15 protein-coding genes are annotated in these 17,880 nt (G+C 68.8%); 10 read left to right on the top strand and 5 right to left on the bottom strand.

The genetic code is table 11. The features are described from left to right. Positions 1–7 precede the first annotated feature (7 nt). Positions 8–1,045 (bottom strand): tRNA preQ1(34) S-adenosylmethionine ribosyltransferase-isomerase QueA, encoded by a 1,038-nt coding sequence (queA, locus tag EP7_RS25680; RefSeq protein ID WP_463525097.1) that lies wholly within the window; start codon positions 1,043–1,045, stop codon positions 8–10. A gap of 91 nt (positions 1,046–1,136) precedes the next feature. On the opposite strand from queA, the gene EP7_RS25675 reads away from it, so the two are divergent. The 5 genes from EP7_RS25675 to EP7_RS25655 all read left to right on the top strand — a co-directional run bounded on the left by EP7_RS25675 (position 1,137) and on the right by EP7_RS25655 (position 5,926). Beyond that, positions 1,137–2,312, top strand: a complete 1,176-nt coding sequence (locus tag EP7_RS25675; protein ID WP_463525096.1) for a glycosyltransferase — start codon at positions 1,137–1,139, stop codon at positions 2,310–2,312. Then, on the top strand, positions 2,309–2,830 hold the full coding sequence (locus tag EP7_RS25670; protein ID WP_463525095.1) for a peptide chain release factor family protein: 522 nt from the start codon (positions 2,309–2,311) through the stop codon (positions 2,828–2,830). The genes EP7_RS25675 and EP7_RS25670 overlap by 4 nt, the downstream gene beginning before the upstream one ends. Before the next feature lie 138 nt (positions 2,831–2,968). Next, entirely contained in the window at positions 2,969–4,003 is a 1,035-nt protein-coding gene (locus EP7_RS25665; protein WP_463525094.1) for a hypothetical protein, read from the top strand. 209 nt (positions 4,004–4,212) lie between these two features. Beyond that, positions 4,213–5,316, top strand: coding sequence for a hypothetical protein (locus tag EP7_RS25660; RefSeq protein WP_463525093.1), 1,104 nt, complete (start codon positions 4,213–4,215; stop codon positions 5,314–5,316). Positions 5,317–5,374: 58 nt separating this feature from the next. Continuing rightward, positions 5,375–5,926: an NUDIX hydrolase gene (locus EP7_RS25655; RefSeq protein WP_463525092.1), complete on the top strand. Its 552-nt coding sequence runs from the start codon at positions 5,375–5,377 to the stop codon at positions 5,924–5,926. Between the two features lie 84 nt (positions 5,927–6,010). Here EP7_RS25655 and EP7_RS25650 read toward each other — a convergent pair whose 3' ends face one another. From EP7_RS25650 to EP7_RS25635, 4 genes are all read right to left on the bottom strand, one after another. Further along, positions 6,011–6,976 (bottom strand): hypothetical protein, encoded by a 966-nt coding sequence (locus EP7_RS25650; RefSeq protein WP_463525091.1) that lies wholly within the window; start codon positions 6,974–6,976, stop codon positions 6,011–6,013. Continuing rightward, positions 6,973–7,620 (bottom strand): RNA polymerase sigma factor, encoded by a 648-nt coding sequence (locus EP7_RS25645; RefSeq protein ID WP_463525090.1) that lies wholly within the window; start codon positions 7,618–7,620, stop codon positions 6,973–6,975. Before EP7_RS25645 ends, EP7_RS25650 begins: the two co-directional genes overlap by 4 nt. Before the next feature lie 214 nt (positions 7,621–7,834). Beyond that, positions 7,835–9,301, bottom strand: a complete 1,467-nt coding sequence (locus EP7_RS25640) for a DUF1501 domain-containing protein (RefSeq protein ID WP_463525089.1) — start codon at positions 9,299–9,301, stop codon at positions 7,835–7,837. Positions 9,302–9,370: 69 nt separating this feature from the next. Next, positions 9,371–11,707 (bottom strand): DUF1549 and DUF1553 domain-containing protein, encoded by a 2,337-nt coding sequence (locus EP7_RS25635; RefSeq protein WP_463525088.1) that lies wholly within the window; start codon positions 11,705–11,707, stop codon positions 9,371–9,373. Between the two features lie 270 nt (positions 11,708–11,977). Between EP7_RS25635 and EP7_RS25630 the strand changes: the two genes are divergently transcribed. The 5 genes from EP7_RS25630 (at position 11,978) to EP7_RS25610 (ending at position 17,860) form a co-directional block, all read left to right on the top strand. Further along, a complete protein-coding gene (locus EP7_RS25630) occupies positions 11,978–12,403 on the top strand; it encodes a hypothetical protein (protein ID WP_463525087.1) in 426 nt (141 codons plus the stop codon). Positions 12,404–12,481: 78 nt separating this feature from the next. Beyond that, entirely contained in the window at positions 12,482–13,531 is a 1,050-nt protein-coding gene (locus tag EP7_RS25625) for an ABC transporter ATP-binding protein (RefSeq protein WP_463525086.1), read from the top strand. 27 nt (positions 13,532–13,558) lie between these two features. Then, a complete protein-coding gene (locus EP7_RS25620; RefSeq protein WP_463525085.1) occupies positions 13,559–15,877 on the top strand; it encodes a hypothetical protein in 2,319 nt (772 codons plus the stop codon). 104 nt (positions 15,878–15,981) lie between these two features. Next, on the top strand, positions 15,982–17,448 hold the full coding sequence (locus EP7_RS25615) for an RtcB family protein (protein WP_463525084.1): 1,467 nt from the start codon (positions 15,982–15,984) through the stop codon (positions 17,446–17,448). Between the two features lie 55 nt (positions 17,449–17,503). Continuing rightward, positions 17,504–17,860 carry a hypothetical protein gene (locus EP7_RS25610; RefSeq protein ID WP_463525083.1) on the top strand — a complete coding sequence of 119 codons (357 nt, stop codon included), beginning with the start codon at positions 17,504–17,506 and terminating at the stop codon, positions 17,858–17,860. Positions 17,861–17,880 lie beyond the last annotated feature (20 nt).

The raw sequence follows: 17,880 nt of genomic DNA, 5'->3' as shown, positions 1-17,880 counted from the left end.
TTTCGGCTTACAAAATAAGCATTGCATCGCCGAAGCTGTAGAATCGGTAACGCAGGCGGACGGCCTCGGCGTAGGCCTCGCGGGCGAATTCGACCCCGGCCAGTGCAGAAACCAGGACGAGCAGGCTGCTGCGGGGCAGGTGGAAGTTGGTTAGCAAGGCGTCGAGGCCGCGGAAGTCGTGACCTGGCATCAGATACGTCGACGTCTCTCCTCGGAACGGGGCAAGCCGGCCGGTGGGTTTTGCCGCCGTCTCCAGGGTCCGGGCCGACGTCGTCCCAACGGCCACGATCCGCCCGCCCGCCTCGCGCCTGGCCAGGAGCGTCTGCACGGCCGAGTCGGTCAATTCGGCCCATTCGCCATGTAAAGCGTGGTCTTCGATGGACTCCGTCTGGATGGGTCGGAATGTCCCGATCCCGACGTGCAAGGTTGCATCGACCCGGGCAATGTCTCGGGCGTCGAGTCGGTCGAAGACGAGGGGGGTGAAGTGGAGGCCGGCCGTGGGGGCGGCCACCGAGCCCGGATCTCGTGCGTAGACGGTCTGGTAGTTCACCCGATCGCCGGGGCCTTCGAGGCCTTTGCGAATATAGGGCGGCAGGGGGATTTGCCCGTGCCGTTCGAGCAGCCCTTCGAGATCCAACCCGGCTTCCGCATGTGGGCAGACGATCCAGCGGCCGGCCTCGTGGCGCTCGACAAGTGTCAGTTGCAGGCCCTGGCCGACCTCGACGATCTCGCCGGGTTGGGGCCTTCCACGGGTCGTGGCCAGAATTTCCCAGGTGTTGTCGGCCAGGGCTCGGAGGAAGAGACCTTCCCAGGCACCGCCGGTCGCGACCCTGCGGCCGATGAGGCGGGCCGGCACGACCTTCGAGACGTTGCGGACGAGGACGTCGCCGGGATTGAGCAGGTCGGGCAGGTCGGCGAAGATCCGGTGCTCGATTGACCGATTGCCGCGGCGCAGGACCATGAGCCTGGACTGGTCGCGTGGCTCGGCCGGCTGCTGGGCGATGAGATCGCCCGGGAGGTCGAAATCGAAGTCGGCCGTCAGCAACGTCTTACTCCGCGGCGCGGGGCCTGTCAGGATGGTGGCGTCGCGTCGACCGCCAACGATGATTCTCCCTCGGATTGTAGCCGAAAGCCCCGTGATCTCGCTCTCCCGCCGCCTCGCGACCGCCCCGAGCCGCCCCTGGTCGGCCGGTCCTGTGCGCCTCGCTCTGGTGATCACCGACCTGGATGTCGGCGGCGCCGAGCGAGCCCTGGTCGCCCTGGCGACGCGGCTCGACCGCAGGCGCTGGGAGCCGAGCGTCGTCTGCCTGGGCCCGGAAGCCGCGCTGGCCGAGCCCTTGCGTCGGGCGGGCATCCCCACCGTCTGCCTGGGCATTTCCGCCGGGAATCCGCCGGCTGCTGTCCTGACCCTAACGCGTGCGTTGCGACGGATCCGGCCGAAAGTGGTGCAAAGCTTCCTGTTCCACGCGAACGTGGCGGCCCGCCTGGCGGCGCCGCTGGCGGGCCGACCCTGGGTGATTGGCGGCCTGCGGGTGGCTGAGCGGCGGGCCAACAGTCACCTGAAGATCGACCGCCTGACGATGCCCCTCGCCCTGGGCTCGGTCTGCGTCTCGGAGGGGGTCAGGGCCTTCAGCGTGCGGCAGGGGCGATTGGACCCGGAACGCCTGGTCGTGATCCCCAACGGCATCGAAGTCGGCCCGATCGATGTCGCAAGTCCTGTCGAACGGGTCAGTTTGGGCGTGCCCGAGTCCGCCGTTCTGGCGCTTTATGTGGGCCGGCTTGACACCCAGAAGGGGCTGATGACGCTGCTCGATGCGGCCGAGGTCATGGTGAAGAGCGATCCCAATTGGTGGTTGCTGCTGGTCGGCGAGGGGCCCGAGCGGCCCGCGATCGAGGCCCGCTTGTCGAGCCTCAGGGGGCGAGTCGGGTTACTCGGGCGCCGCGAGGACGTCCCTGGATTGATGAAAGCGGCGAACTTGCTGGTGCTCCCTTCTCTCTGGGAAGGGATGCCCAACGTCGTTCTCGAGGCCATGGCCGCGCGTCGGGCGGTGGTCGCCACGTCGGTCGAGGGGACCGAAGACCTGGTTCGACCCGGAGAAACCGGATGGCTCGTGCCTCCAGCAGCCGCCGGTTCACTCGCGGCTGCCCTGGGCGACGCGGCGTCCGACCTCGATCGGCTGGCGCAGTATGGACTTGCGGGCAGGGCGCGGGTCGAGGCCGAGTTCGGAATTGAGCGAGTTGCACCCGCCTATGAGCGGCTCTGGGCAAGGGTCCTCGGCCTGGAATGGCCGATCGCCGAGGAGGCCCCGTGAGCGACTCAGCCGAGATTCATCCCAGCCGGATCGACCCCAAGAAGCTGCTCGAGCAGTGCCGGGTGACCTTCACCAGGCGTTCGGGACCCGGCGGGCAGAACCGCAACAAGGTGGAGACGGCCGCGGTGCTGGAGCACCTCCCCACGGGGCTGCGGGCCGAGGCGGCCGAATGCCGGACCCAGGGGGAGAACAGGCGTGCGGCGCTCTTCCGATTGCGCATGCTCCTGGCGCTAGAACTCCGTTCACCCCAGAAGGATGGGGAGATCCTGCCGAGCCTACTCTGGACCTCTCGGTGCAAGGGGGGGCGGATCTCGGTCAATCCCGAGCATGACGATGTCCCGGCCTTGCTTGCCGAGGCACTCGATGCCCTGGCGGTGTGCGGGATGGACGTTCCGGCGGCGGCATCGGCGCTGGGGTGCTCGTCAACGCAACTGACCCGGTTCCTCCAGGTCGAGCCGAGGGCGTTGGGCCTGGTCAACGAGCATCGCCGGTCGATCGGGCTGAAGCCCCTGCGATGAACTGTTCGTTTGAACAGAATTTTTGTGAAAATCCATTGACTGATGTGAGAGTGGGCCTCCTAATACGGGCGGCCGATCAGTGCTCCGAGACGAGTGATGCGGCCGAGCCCCTTTTCCCGGTGCGCGAGGCGAATGACGGTGCGTGTAACGAGGTTCCGCTGGTGGGCCGTCACCGTGGTGGCGACCTTGGCGGCATGGCCCGCGCCCGTATGGGCGCAAGGTCGGCCCCAGAAAGGACGAGCCGTGGCCGAGACGATTGCCTATCGCGGCTGGAAGGACAACCTCCGGATCGCCAACGGTGATGCCGAGCTGATCGTGACCCTGGAGGTGGGCCCGCGGATCCTGAGCTACCGCCTGGCCGACGGGGTCAACGTGTTCAAGGAATTTGAAGGGCACCTGGGCAAGTCGGGCGAGGCCGGCTGGCTGGCACGCGGCGGCCACCGCCTCTGGTCTTGGCCCGAGGATCCCAAGCGGACCTATTATCCCGACAACGGCCCGGTGGCCCATCGGGAAGTTTCCCCTGGCGTCATCCGCTTCACGCCCGCGCCCGACGGCCCGTTCGGGCTCAGGCGTGAATTCGACGTGGCGCTGGCCCCGTCGGGCTCGAAGGTGACCATCACCCACCGGATCCACAATCTGGGCGACACCCCGACCGAACTGGCCCCCTGGGCCCTGACGGTGATGGCCCCCGGCGGCGTGGAGGTCATTCCTCTGCCTCCCAAGCGGCCTCATCCCGGAGGCCCCGAGAACGCCAGGTCGGCGGCCGATTTCGCACCCAGCCAGGTCCTCGCGGTCTGGCCCTTCTTCGACTTCAAGGACCCTCGCTGGACGTTCGGCTCGGACGCGATCCTGCTGAGGCAGGACCCCGCCGCCGCGGGCCCGACCAAGCTGGGGCTGGCCAACACGGCCGGCGCCGTCGCCTACCTCAACAAGGGGACCCTTTTCATCAAGCGGTTCCCTTACGACGCAAACGCACGCTACCCCGATGGCGGGGTGAACTATGAAACGTTCAGCAACGCCGATATGGCGGAACTCGAGAGCCTGGGTCCCGTGGTGACCCTGGCCCCAGGTCACTTCGTCGAGCACGTCGAGCGTTGGGAGCTGATCGGGGGCTTGCCGGCAACGGCCGACTCGACCGCGATCGAGGCGGACGTGCTGCCCAGGATTCGCTGAAGTCTTCTGCCTAAGCAGGCGTGAATGCGAGGATTCCCGATTAAATCCGTCCATCAGCCCTTGATTGTGGCGAAATTGTCCCTAAGCCTGGCGACATTTTGTCTGAGTCTCGACTCAATATCGGGGCCCGTCGCCGGAATACCCCGTCGGGCCGTCGGCACCGTCCTGCAACGGCGCGGGGGGGCCCCGAATGTACGAGGGATCGATCGATGAGGATTTCAGCCGGGTCCATGAAGGGGGTCGGTGCCGTGATCAGGATGGTAGGGCGGGTTGTCATCGGCCTTGCCCTGGCGATCACCGTGGCGGCGATCCTTCTGGGCCGCTATGTCGATCCGCTGGTCGGCCGGGCGCGTGAGCCTCACGGTGTGGTCCGCGCGGTTCATATTCAGGACGCCGCGGCGTTCTGCCGGGATCAGGCGAACAACTTCTTCGACCCGGAGACCGGCGAGTCGGTGCGTCTCGCCTTGCCGATGCAGGGGGGCTTCGGACCGATCGGCCTGGCCCCGCCGTCGGACGGGACGGGTTCCCGCCGGGCCGCCGGATTCTCCGCGGTGGGCCGCGGCGAGGGGGAATCGAGCACGCATCGGCTTGTGGTCTTCGGGGTGCCCGATGGTCGGGAGATCGACCGGGTCTCGCTCGATGTGATCCCGACGAGCGACCCGTGCTGGTCGCCGGACGGCTCCGAGCGGATCGTCTTCTCGGCCTTCGACGGCCGGCTCTATGAGTATCGCAGGGGGACCCGGTCGGGGATGGCCGTCCGCCGGCTGGAAATGCGGGGGGGACTGACCCCGAGATCCATCGGCCAGATCCGCGACGTCTGCTGGCCGACCGACCCCCGTCTGGGCGGCCGCCTGCTGGTGACCACCCGGCTGCCGGGCAAGGCAGACGGGGGGATGGGGACTCCGCCCTATCAAATGGCCTGGCTGCGGCTCGATCCCGAGGACGGATCAATCCTAGAATGCGAGCCCCTGGATCGTTCAATTCAGGGGGCCGGCTGCGAGCGGCGGTTCCCCACCATCGGGCGCTCGCTCGGCGGCGGCATCCAGGTTGCATTCCTGGCGAGGCGAGATGGGGAGACCCACTGGCACCTGGAACTGGCCGAGCTTGCCGCGAGCGGCGTGGATGGGGCGCTGAGCCTGGTCGAGGGGTCTGAGCGGATCATCGCCCGACGTGTCCACCCGACACCAGCCGCGTTTTCGTCCGACGGACAGTTCATCACTTATGTGCCCGTGGTCGACCCCGCCGTCGGCCCTGGCGCCCCGATTCGCATGGTGGTGGGCGGGCTGTCCCTGACGCTGGTCGTGAGCCGCTAGGGCGGGATGTGCTCAGGCCGAATGGCATGAGTGGGGCTAGGGCGGGGAGTGGGATCTCGTGGACGAAGCGACGACGGACGGGCCGGAAGGTCGGCGGGTGATCTACAAGGGGCGCAAGGTCGACCTGGCCTTGCAGTCGATCCGCCTGAGCGACGGCAAAACCGCCGATCGCGAGGTGATCATCCACCCAGGGGCGGTGGGGCTGGTGGCCATGGTCGACGCCGACCGCGTCTGCCTGGTGCGCAACTTCCGCTATCCCCCGGCGCGGTCGATCCTGGAGATTCCCGCCGGGACGCTCGACCCCGGCGAGACGCCCGAGTCGACCGCGGCGCGTGAGCTGATCGAGGAAACGGGCTATCGCGCGGGCCGGATCGAGCCGGTGTCGACCTGGTGGGTCTCCCCGGCCCTGATGACCGAGCGGATGCACATCTTCCTCTGCACCGAGCTGAGCCCCGGGCCGACCGAGCATCAGCCCGACGAGCGGATCGAGCCGATCGTGGTCACCTGGGACGAGGCAATGGCCATGGTCGCCGACGGTCGGATCGATGACGCCAAGACGATGCTGGCATTGCTGATTTGCGACGCCAGGCGGAAGGCCGCCCGGGCTTGAAGCCGGAGCCGTGACTCAAGACGGCCAGATCCGGGGAGTCTGCCCCGGATCTGGCCGTCTGTGTTGGATGTCGCCTGATGGGGCTCAACGGCCGCCGAAGGGGAAGATGCTGGGGGCGAGCACCGAGTCATCCAGATCAGTGCCGGGAGCAACCTTCCCGTCGGAGTTCAGGTAGACGTCGGTGTCGTGACCGCTGATCCAGCGGGTCCGGCGATAGCGGACGTGGCCGTCGCTGAAGAGGATGTTCTGCCCCCGGCCATTGTGGTTGGGGCTGTTCCCATCCATGACTCTGGCGACGCCGTCATTGGGGGGCTGATCGGCCAGGATGGGGATGCTCGAGATGAGCTGCCCTTTGACGGCGCAAGGTCGACCCGATGGCTGACGATTGCCCACATGGTAAGCGAAGTCGAGGCTGAGGGCCTGCCTGAACCCCTCGGGGTCGGTGTGCCGCCAGGAGCAGAGGGTTTTGTAGTCGGGCAGGGGAGTGCGGCGGGCGGAGCTGTTGCTGGGGCAGTGGAGGGCGTCCAGATTGTTCAGGAGCTTGGCATCGTGCAGGATCACGGCGAAGGTGCCGGTTTGCGCGGTGGGGTTCTCGGGCGAGACGAACGGGAAAGCGTGATGCTGGCCACTGTACTGGGAGAGCGCCGTGCCGATCTGATGGAGGTTGAAGGCACATCCGGCGAGCATCGACCGCGTGCGAGTTTGCTGGACGGCAGGGATGAGGGTCAGCAGGCCGGCGATGAAGATGCCGGCGGCGACGGCGACGTCGGACCACTTGAAGGGGACGGTGGAGGGGGCCAGATCGTGAAACCGGCGGCGTTTGGGCCGGGCCAGCTCGGCCTCGGCGACGAAGGCGACGGTCCGGAAGCGGAGGCCTTCCGGGGGTAGCATGTCGTCCTGGCCGTCGTCGGCCAGCCGGCTCAGGGCTAGCCCGAGGCGAGCGAGCTCGGCGGCCAGGGTGGGGTCGGCCTCCCTGGCGGCTTCGGCGGCGGCCAGCTCGGGGCCTTCGAGCTGGCCGAGAGCATAGTCGAGCTTGTGAGATGAGTTCATGGCATCGATCCGTCTGCGTCACGGTCGGCGGCGCGGGCCATGTCCTGCAACTTGGCCATCGCGGCGTGCAACCTAGACTTGACTGTGCCGACCGGGACTTTGAGAATTTCGGCGATCTCGCGGTACTTGAGATCTTGGTGATAGGCGAGGGTGAGCGTCTGGCGGAGGACTTCGGGGAGCTTGGCGACGGCGTCTCGAACCCACTGTTCGCGTTCCTGGCCCTGGAGCGCGGCCAGGGGGCCGGGCTCGTCTTTCACGAGCAGGTCGACCAAGGTCCCCGAGTTCGAGTCGTCGCCGCCGCTGGTGCGCTGATCGAGGCTGACGGTGGGGTGCCGCCCGACTTTTCTCAGCGTGTCAACGGCCTGGTGGGTGGCGATCGAGTAGAGCCAGGGTCGGAATGGTCGGCCGTCCTCGTAGAGCGCCCGCTTGAGGTGGATCTGGAGGAACGTGTTCTGGAACACGTCCTCCGCGAGCGCGGGGTCGCCGAGGTAACGGGCCAGGTAGCGGTACAGCTCGCGCTCGTAGCGTCGGACGAGCTCGTTGAAGTCCTGCGTCCGGCCCTCGTCGCGGTAGCGGCCGATCAGGGCCTCGTCCGTTGTGGAGGCGAGGTCGAGGGTCGCGTCCGATTCCAGAGCCTTCGTCATTGGGTACGTCCCGCGGCGGCGGAGAGTTCGGGCGCCCGGCCGGAAAAAGGTGCCGGTTCGGTCGGGAGATCGGTCGGACGAGCCACAGGCGGCGGATCGCGCGAGACGGCTTCCAGTCTAGGGACGCACCCGCCCCGGTCAAGCCGGGTCCGGGGGCGTGGGCTCCCCCCGGCGGGGCCCGGGCGTGGGGAGCGGGCAGGAGTCGACGGGTCGGTCAGGCGAAGAGCTTGGTGACGACCTTGCCGGCGACGTCGGTCAGCCGCTCGTCGCGGCCGTTGTGCAGGTGGGTCAGCTGCTTGTGGTCGAGGCCCATCAGGTGCAGGATCGTGGCGTGGATGTCGTTGACGTGGGCCCGGTCCTCGACGGCCTTGTAGCCGATCTCGTCGGTGGCCCCCACGACGCGACCGCCCTGGATCCCGCCGCCGGCCATCCACATGGTGAAGCCGTCCGCGTTGTGGTCTCGCCCGCGCCCGCCCGCCTGGCAGACCGGCGTCCTGCCGAACTCGGCGCCCCAGATGACGAGCGTGTCTTCCAGCAGGCCGGTGCGCTTCAGGTCGGCCAGCAGGGCGGCGACCGGCTTGTCGGTCATCCCGCACATCTTCTCATGATTGGCGTCGACGTCGTCGTGGGCGTCCCACTGGACCGTGATCGGCCCGCCGCCGGAGTAGAGCTGGACGAACCGGACCCCGCGCTCCACCAGTCTGCGGGCCAGCAGGCAGCGGGTGCCAAACTCGGCTGTGCGCGCGTCGTTCAGGCCGTACATCTCGCGGGTCTGCTCGGTCTCGCGCGACAGGTCGACGGCCTCGGGGGCCTCGCTCTGCATGCGGAAGGCCAGCTCATAGCTGGCGATCCGGGCGGAGAGTTCCGAGTCGTCGGGCTCCAGGTCCTGCTCGTTCATCGACCGGAGCAGGTCGAGCGTCCCGCGCTGCTGGTCTCGGGTGAAGGCGGCCGAGGCGGGCTTGAGGTTGACGATGGGGTTGGGCCCGCCGCGGAAGAGGGTCCCCTGGTGCTGAGCGGGCAGGAAGCCGGCCCCCCAGCAGGGCGCGCCCCCCTCGGGGGTCCCCTCGGGCTGGGGCATCACGACGTAGGCGGGGAGGTTCTCGCTGACGGAGCCGAGGCCGTAGGTGACCCAGCTGCCAAGGCTAGGGTAGCCCATGAAGGTCCGGCCCGTGTTCATCTGATACATGGCCGGCGCGTGGATCACGTTATCGGCCACGCATGAGCGAATCTGGGCGATGTCGTCGGCGAGCGGGTGCATGTTGGGGATCAGGTCGGACAGATCCATGCCCGACTGGCCGTACTTGCCCCACTTCCGGCGGCTGCCCATGCAGACGGGGTCGGCCTCCAGGAACTGGCTGCTGATCTTGCCGAAACTCTTCGGAAGCGGCTTCCCTTCCAGCTTGTTCAGCGCCGGCTTGGGGTCGAACAGGTCCATCTGGCTGGGGCCGCCGGTCATGAACAGGAAGATGCAGCGCTTGGCCTTGGCGGGGAAGTGTCCGGGCCTGGGCGCCAGCGGGTTGACCGCAGCCCTGGAGGAGTCGGCAATCGCCTGCTGCTGCATCAGGTAAGACAACCCGAGCATGCCGAACCCGTTGCCGGCGGTCTTGAGGAAGTCTCGTCGGCTGGGGGGGCTGAACGGCTGCGGGCCAGGGCAGCGGCGGGGGTTGCTCGGCTGGCTCATGGCGTCGGGTCTCCGCGGGCGGCGTGAATTCGGGGCGGGCTGTTGTTGGCCTGGGTTCGTCGGTCGACTTCAGGGGATGTAGACGAACTCGTTGCGGTTGAGCATGGCCAGGGCGAAGTCGACCCAGGCGGCGGCGGCCACGGCGGGGGTCTCGGCCGGGACGAAGGCGGGCCGGGCGAGCTTCTCGGGTTCGCGGCCATAGAGGCGCCCGGCCTGCGAGGCGAGGAAGGCGCGAGCCTGGTCGACCTCGGCGGGACGGGGCTCGCGGGCCAGGACGAGGCGATAAGCGAGCCTAATCCGGTCGTCGGCCCCTTGCCCTTCGCGGTAGAGACGGCCGGCGAGCGCCGCGGCCCGAGAGAGGGCGAAGTCGCTGTTGAGCATGACGAGCGACTGGAGTGCGTGGGTGCTAACGGCCCGCTGAGGGCATGCGGTCTGGGTGTCGGGGGCGTCGAAGGCGTCGAACATCGGGTAGCGGACGTTGCGCTTGCGGTAGAGGTAGAGCGAACGCCTGGCGTGTTCGGAGGTGTCCGGGGTCTCGGGCCAGAGGTCGACGACCTCGGCCTCGGTGAAGATGAGGTCCTCGACCTCGCGCTCGATGGGGACGAGCACGCCGGGGCCGCCGAGCTTGGGGTTCAGCTCGCCGCTGACGGCCAGCATGGCGTCTCGCAGGCTCTCGGCCTCCAGGCGCCGGCGGTTCATGCGCCAGAGGGTCGTGTTCTCGGGGTCCAGGGTGGCGCGATTGGGGTCGCCTGCGCTCGTCTGGCGGTAGGTGGCCGAGGTGACCATCAGCTTATGCAGGGGCTTCAGGTGCCAGCCGTTGGAGGCCAGCTCGGTGGCCAGCCAGTCGAGCAGCTCGGGATGGGTGGGGGCCTCGCCCCTGACGCCGAAGTCGCTGGGTGTGGCCACGATCCCGCGGCCGAAGTGGTGCGCCCAGAGCCGGTTGACGATCACGCGGGCGGTCAGCGGGTTGTCGGGCCGGCTCAGCCAGGCGGCCAGGGCCTTGCGGCGTCCGGTCGTCTTCTCGCCCGGCTTGATCTCGTCGGGGAACGAGCCGGCGGGCAGCGAGGTGAGCACGATTCCGGGGGGCCTGGGGGCGACCTTGGGACCCTTCGACTTCACCTCGCCGCGGCGGTAGACGAACGTGTCGGGGGCGTCCTTGCCGGAGTCGGCGAGCGCCATGGCACCCGCGGGCGGCCTGGGCAAGGTCCGCTCGATGGCGTCGATCTCCCGCTTCAGGCGCTCGCGCTCGGCATGGTCGGCGGGCACCTTGGAGACGGCCTCGGCGACCTCGGGCCATTGGATGGCGAGGCTGGAGGCCAAGCCGGCGACGGTCTTCTTCTGCTCGGGCGTCCGGTCCTTCTCGGCGGTGTCCAGCGCCTTGCGCTCGTCGGCGGTGAGGGTCGCGTCCTTCTGGGCCTTGAGCACCTTGCGGTAGGGGGCTTCCAGATCGGCCATCGCCTTCCTCAGAGGGGCGACCTTCGCCGCGACGTCCTTGGTGGCGGCGGCGAACGCGTCGGTCTCGGCGGCGTCGGCGATCGAGCGGTCGTCCATCGTGGACGCGGCGAAGAACGACTGGAGGCGGTAGTAGTCGGTCGTGGGCAGGGCGTCGAACTTGTGGTCGTGGCAGCGGGCACAGCCCAAGGTCAGGCCCAGGAAGACCGAGCCGACGGTGCCGGTCACCTCGGTCATCTCCGACTGGCGGCGGACCTCGGGGTCGACGTTGCCGCCGACCACCTCGCGCGGGCCGCAGCGGCCGAATCCGGTGGCAATCAGGGCGTCGCGGTCGCCGGGGCTCGCCTCGTCGCCCGCCAGTTGCAGGGTCAAGAACCTGTCATACGGCATGTCGGCGTTCAGGGCGTTGACCACCCAGTCGCGGTATCGCCACGCGTCGGGCCGCTCGGCGTCCAGCTCGAAGCCGTTGGTGTCCGCATAATGGGCCAGGTCGAGCCAGTGCTGGGCCCAGCGTTCGCCGTGCTGCGGGCTCTCCAGCAATCGGTCGACCAGCCGGTCGTACGCATCGGGCCTGGCATCGACCAGGAAGGCGTCGACCTGGGCGGGCGTCGGGGGGAGGCCGGTGAGGTCGAACGTGACCCTGCGAATCAGGGCGATCTTGTCGGCCTCGGCCGAGTGGGCCAGCTCGACTGCCTCGAGCTCGGCCAGGATGAAGCGGTCGACGGGGTTGCGGACCCAGCCGGCTTCCTTCACCGCGGGCAACTCGGGCCGCTTGGGGATCTGATACGCCCAGTGCGACTTCTGCTCGGAGTTGAACTTCTCGGGCGGGGCGACCTCGGCGGGGGCGGCCGTGGGCTTCGGCTCGTCGGCCGGCGTGCGCGCGGCGAAGATTCCGAAGGCGAGCAGGCTCGTCATCGCCAGAGGGACGCGAGCGGTCCGGGGGACTCGGCTCATGCGTGGGTCTCCCGAGCAGGTGGGTCGCGGGCGGGTGGGCGGGGCGGGGCGACCTGGCCGGAGGGCGGTCGACGGACCCATCCCCGGCCTTTCATTGTGTCAGGAACCGGCCGGCAAGCCAAGGGAGTTCGTCGGCATGGGGGCGATCGGTCGCTCCATGGAGCTCGGCCCCGTGGACGCGTATCATGGGGCGGCCCACGAACTGACATGGTGGTCCCGCAACCCCTCGGCCCGCCCTCGCAACTCGATCGAGCACCGCCGGAGGCCGCGATGATTTCCTACCCCGAGTTCGGCGCCCTTCGCTTGAGCCAGTTCCGCCCGGACGCGGAGATCAGCGAGCTTGAGGGCTGGGAGTATGAGGATCGCGAGTGGGTCGGCGAGGCCGTCGGGTTCTCCGAATGGTTGAGGCCGGCCGACACCCCGGAGGTTCTTGGCTCGCTCTCACTCGATTTCGGGGAGTTTCCGAGGCAGGCCGCGGACCGGGTGCTGAAGGCCATCGGCCTTCCGGTTCGCCCGGGGATGGAATTCGAGGAACTGAGGGCGGCCCTCGGCGAGCCGGTCGAGACCCTGAGGTTCGGCCCCGCCAAGGTCACCTACGGGTTCCTCACGCCCGAGCCCCATCGCTACAAGGTCTCCTGCACCGTGAAGCAGCACGGGGGATTGAGCTATCTGGACGTCATGATTCCGGCCGAGTAAGACGGCGACGGCCGCGGATCTGCGGCCCGGGCAGCCTCGCTCGCCCCGCCGACATTGCCCCTCGAGAAGGCGGTCGCGATGGCCAGGATCGAGTTGCGGGGGGTGTCGAAACGGTTCCCCGGAGGCGTCGTCGGCCTTGGGCCGCTGGACCTGGCCGTCAACTCGGGAGAGTTCCTGGCGGTGCTCGGCCCGTCGGGATCGGGCAAGAGCACGCTCCTGCGGCTGGTTGCCGGCCTGGAGACGGCGACCGCCGGCGAGGTCTGGGCCGGTGGCCGCCGGATCGACGGACTGCCCCCGCGCGACCGCGACGTGGCGATGGTCTTCCAGGACCCGGCGCTCTACCCGCACCTCAGCGTCGGCGACAACCTGGCCTTCGGCCTGCGAGCCAGGGGCGTGGCCCGCGATGAGACACGCCGACGGGTGGCCGAGATGGCCGAGCTTCTGGGCCTGAGCTCGGTGCTGGCTCGGATGCCGGCGACGCTCTCTGGAGGGCAGAGGCAGCGGGCCGCGCTGGGGCGGGCGCTGGTCCGTCGGCCGCTGGTCTTGCTGCTGGATGAGCCCTTCTCGGCGCTCGACGCCCCGCTGCGTGTCGCCCTCCGTGGCGAACTGGCGGCCCTTCAGCGGGCGAGCGGGACGACCACCTTGTTCGTCACCCACGATCAGGGCGAGGCGATGGCCGTGGGCGACCGCATGGCGGTCCTGGATCGCGGACAATTGCTCCAGGTGGGGACCCCGGCCGAGGTCTATGACCGTCCCGCCTCGGCGACCGCCGCGGCGTTCGTCGGCTCGCCGCCGATGAATTTGCTGATGGGTCGCATCGGGGATGGCGGGCGATTCCGGCTCGACGCGGCGGGGTCAGTCATGCTGGGCCTGCGGGCCGAGCACGTCCACATTCCGCCTCGGCCCGGCGACCTGGCGGCCCCGGGGCGGGTGGTACGCATCGAGACGACGGGCCACGAACGGCTGGCCTCGTTCGACGCGGGCGGTCAGGCTCTGATCGCCCGATTGCCGGCCGCAGCCGACCTGGCCGTGGGCTCGGTGCTCGACCTGGGGCTTGACCTGGCGCGGGGGGTCTGGTTCGATCCGACGACCGGGGCGAGCGTGGCCGCGCCGACGCCTTCCCCTTGATCTCGGACCTTCCGGAGCCTCCATCCCATGCTCGCCCGCATCCCGTTCGCATGCTTGACCGTCTTGATGCTGGCGGCGCAGGCCCGAGGCGGCGACGGTAACAGGCTCGTTTCGCTTGACGAGACGAGCCCCTATCACGTGGGCCTCAAGTCGCCCAGGCTGACCACGCCGCAATGGGTCGGAGAGGCGGGGGTCGAGGCGGTCGTGGTGCTGGCCGTGGATGACCTGAAGGGGAATCCGGCGAAGTACGAGACCTTCCTCCGGCCGATCATCGACCGGCTCAAGGAGGTCGAGGGGCGCGGTGCGCTGAGCATCATGACCAACTCGGTCGCGGCCAATTCCCCCGAGGTCAAGCGCTGGCTGGGCGAGGGGGTGTCGCTCGACATCCACTCGGTGACTCATCCCTGCCCGTTGCTCCAGAAGGGGGACTTCGCCGCGGCGGCCCGTGCCTATCACGACTGCGTCGACCAGGTCGGCGCGATCGAGGGGAACCGGCCGGCCGCCTTCCGGATGCCCTGCTGCGACTCGCAGAACACCGTCAGCCCGCGGTTCTTCTCCGAGATGTTCAACAAGACGAGCCCCGGCGGGCGGTTCCTGACCATCGACACCTCGGTCTTCAACCTGACGACCTCGGCCGACAAGGCGCTGCCCCGAGAGCTGACGGTGGACCCCGACGGCCGCGACCGATTCCGCAAGTTCCTGCCGTTCCGCTCGTTCGTCAATGTCGTGGAGAATTATCCTTATCCGTTTGTGATCAACAAGCTGGCCTGGGAGTTCCCCTGCATGGTCCCTTCGGACTGGGAGGGGCAGAACCTCAACGGCAAGAACAGCCCGAAGACACTGGCCGACATGAAGGCGGCCGTCGATGCCACCGTCTTGAAGCAGGGGGTCTTCTGCCTCGTCTTCCACCCGCACGGATGGATGAGCACAGAGCAGGTCGTGGCCCTGATCGACCAGGCGAAGGCCAAATACGGCCGCAAGGTGAAGTTCCTCAACTTCCGCGAGGCCCAGGCCCGCATCGACGCCCACATGCTGGCCGGCCAGCCTCTGAGGGCCAAGGACGGCGGCGACAACGGCGTGCGGATGCTCGACCTGAATGACGATGGCTTCATGGATTTCGTGGTCGGCAACGCGTCACGCCGAGAGACCCGCATCTGGGATCCCGCCGCAGGTCGCTGGAAGGTCGGGCCGTTCCCCGTCCTCCTGGCCGGCAATCCGGGAGCCCGCTTCGGGATTGGCGCGGGGGGCTCGGTGATCGTCCTGGCCGACGGCGAACGCGGCCCGGTCGGCTGGCGGTTCGATGGTTCCGCCTGGCTCCCGGACGCGTCGCTGTCGGCCGGCCTCGAAATCGACGGCAAGCCGCTGGAGCTGGACGCCGGGGGCCACGACCTCGGGGCCAGGCTGCGGGACCTGGACGGCGACGGCGTCTGCGAGCTGATCGTGGCCAATGCGCGTCAGAATGCCGTCTTCGGCCGGTCGGGCGACCGCTGGACACTCCTGCCGATCCGCCTGCCGGACGGGGCCCGATTCGTGGATCGCTCGGGGACCGACGCCGGCCTGCGGCTGGTGGACGTGGACGGTAACGGCCGCGACGATGTCGCGTTCTCGAATGATGATGCGTATGGCCTGTTCCTGTTCGAGTCGATGGCGGCGGGCTGGCCGAGGAAGGTGACGGCGGGGAAAGCCGGCGAGGACAACGCCTTGCCCAGGATCGTCCGCGGCGGCACGGACAACGGCGCCTGGTTCTCCGGCGGGCACCTCTGGGTGCAGAACGAGGACACCGCGGGGAAGATGGACCTGGTGGACCGCCGATCGTTCAAGACCCTGCTGGAGAAGGCCGGATTGACTCCGAAGAAGGCCGCAGCCTGGCTCCGGCCCGAGACCCGTGAGAAGCTCGCGCCCGTCGCCCGGCTGGTGGCCGGTTCGGCGGCCTTGCCCGAATCGGCCAGGGTCGTCGCGCTGGGAATTCTGGGCCCCGGCGATCGTGAGATGCTGGCCGGTCTGGTCGGGCCGCAGGCCCCCGGGCCTGTCAGGCTGGCCGCGATCTCGGCGTTGGCTCGATCGGCCGATGCCCGCGTGCCCGAGGTGCTGCTGGCCGGCTGGTCGAACCACGGGCCGGTCGAGAGGCTGGCCGTGCTGGACGCGCTGCTCGCGCGGGCCGACTGGACCGGGGACCTCATCTCGTCGCTTGAGGACACCTGCACGCCCCCCGAAGAGGTCGATGCCGCGTACCGCCGCAGGCTGGTCGAGCATCGGGACCCCGCCCTCCGCGAGCGAGCTCGCGCCGTCTTCCCCGAGGAGGCGTGCTCGTGCTGCGCGGCGGCAACCGAGACGGCCAGCCGTTGAGATGGGGCGAACCCGCCCACTTCGCTCGTGTCCGGACGGGGCGCGGCACGGGCTTCGCTCGGTGACGGGGCGGGACGCAGGCGGTTCGGGACGGGGGCGAGATCATGGCGAACGCCGGATACACGGGGCCATTGGAGCAGGCGGGCCCTTGCCAGTGGCGGATTCCCAAAAGCTACCGGGCCGACATGCGAGTGGATGGCCTGATCTTCGCCGATGAGGTCCTGATCGAGCAGATCCGCAAGGATCAGGGGCCCGAGCAGGTCGTTAACGTGGCGACCCTGCCCGGGATCCAGAAGGCCAGCCTGGCTATGCCGGACATCCACTGGGGGTACGGATTCGCCATCGGCGGGGTGGCCGCGACCGACCCCGAACAGGGGGGCGTCATCTCGCCCGGCGGGGTTGGCTACGACATCAATTGCGGCGTCCGCCTGCTGCGTACCGACCTCTCCTGGGCCGAAGCCAGGCCACGGATCCGCGACCTGGTCGACCAGCTCTTTCGCGACATTCCCACCGGCGTCGGCCAGAGCGGCAACTACAAGTTCGACAGGCCGAAGCTCAGGCGCCTGATGGAGATGGGCTCGGCCTACGTGGTCGAGCAGGGGTGGGGGACCGAGCACGACCTGAAGTTCACCGAGGCCCACGGCCGCCTCGAAGGGGCCGACCCCGACCTCGTGAGCGACCGGGCTTACACCCGCGGATATGACCAGTGCGGCACCCTGGGCTCGGGCAACCACTTCCTCGAAGTCCAGGTGGTCGACCGCGTCATCGACCCGCTCGCGGCCGGCGTGATGGGCTTGCAAGAGGGGCAGGTCACGGTCCTGATCCACTCGGGCTCGCGCGGGCTCGGCTACCAGGTCTGCGACGACAACCTCGCCCTGTTCAGGGGAGCCCCGCGCAAGTACGGCTTCGAGCTGCCCGACCCTCAGCTCGCCTGCGCCCCGGTGAATAGCCCCGAGGGCAGAGCCTACCTGGGGGCGATGCGCGCCGCGGCGAACTACGCCTGGTGCAACCGGCAACTGCTGGCGCACCAGGCCCGCGAGGTCTTCGCCCGCGTCTTCGGCAAGCCCTGGGAATCGCTGGGGATGACCCAGGTCTACGACGTGGCCCACAATATCGCCAAGTTCGAGGATCACGACGTCGGCGGGGGCCTCCGCAAGCGGGTCTGCGTCCACCGCAAGGGGGCGACCCGGGCGTTCCCGCCCGGCCACCCGGAGATCCCCGACGCTTACCAGGCGATCGGGCAGCCCGTGATCATTCCGGGTAGCATGGGGACGGCGAGCTGGGTGCTCGCGGGCCTGCCCGGGAGCATGGAGCATTCGTTTGGCACCACCTGCCACGGGGCAGGGCGGATGATGAGCCGGACCGCCGCGGTGAAGCTCGCCGCCGGCCGTCGAATCGACCAGGAACTCGACGCCCTCGGGATCATCGCCCGGGCCCGAGGAGTCAAGGGATTGGCCGAGGAACAGCCGGCTGCTTACAAGGACGTCGACCAGGTGGTCGAGGTCGTCGACCGCGCCGGGATCTCCCGCAAGGTCGCCCGCCTCAGGCCAGTCGGGGTCATCAAGGGCTAGACTCCTCGGATGGCCGGCGACCCAATTTCGAGACCAACAACGATCGATGGGAACCATGGATTCAGAGACGTTCGATCCGGCAACCGTCCTGCAAGCCCTTCATGATCGGTTGGCCAGGGACAAGGAGGGGGACGCCGGGGCGGCGAACAGGCGCCTTCAACTGGTGACCGAGGGATTTGTCGACCTGCTTCGCGTGAAGACGACCGGCAGCGGCGGGGCCCCCTACTACACCATCCGGGTGAGGCCGATGCCCGACGCGTTCGTGGTCACGCTTCGTCTGGACGGGAGGACCGTCAAGTGGCGCAAGTCGGTGCCCGTCGACCGATTCGCGGCCGATGCCCTCTACGAGATCGTGACCGGTCTGATCGAATCGGAGAGCAAGAGGCTTGCCGACTTCCTGAAGACGCGATGAGGCGACGCCCTAGGCCCGGT

This window comes from Isosphaeraceae bacterium EP7 (assembly GCA_038400315.1).
GTDB lineage: Bacteria > Planctomycetota > Planctomycetia > Isosphaerales > Isosphaeraceae > EP7.
This window is presented reverse-complemented; position numbering and strand designations above follow the sequence as displayed.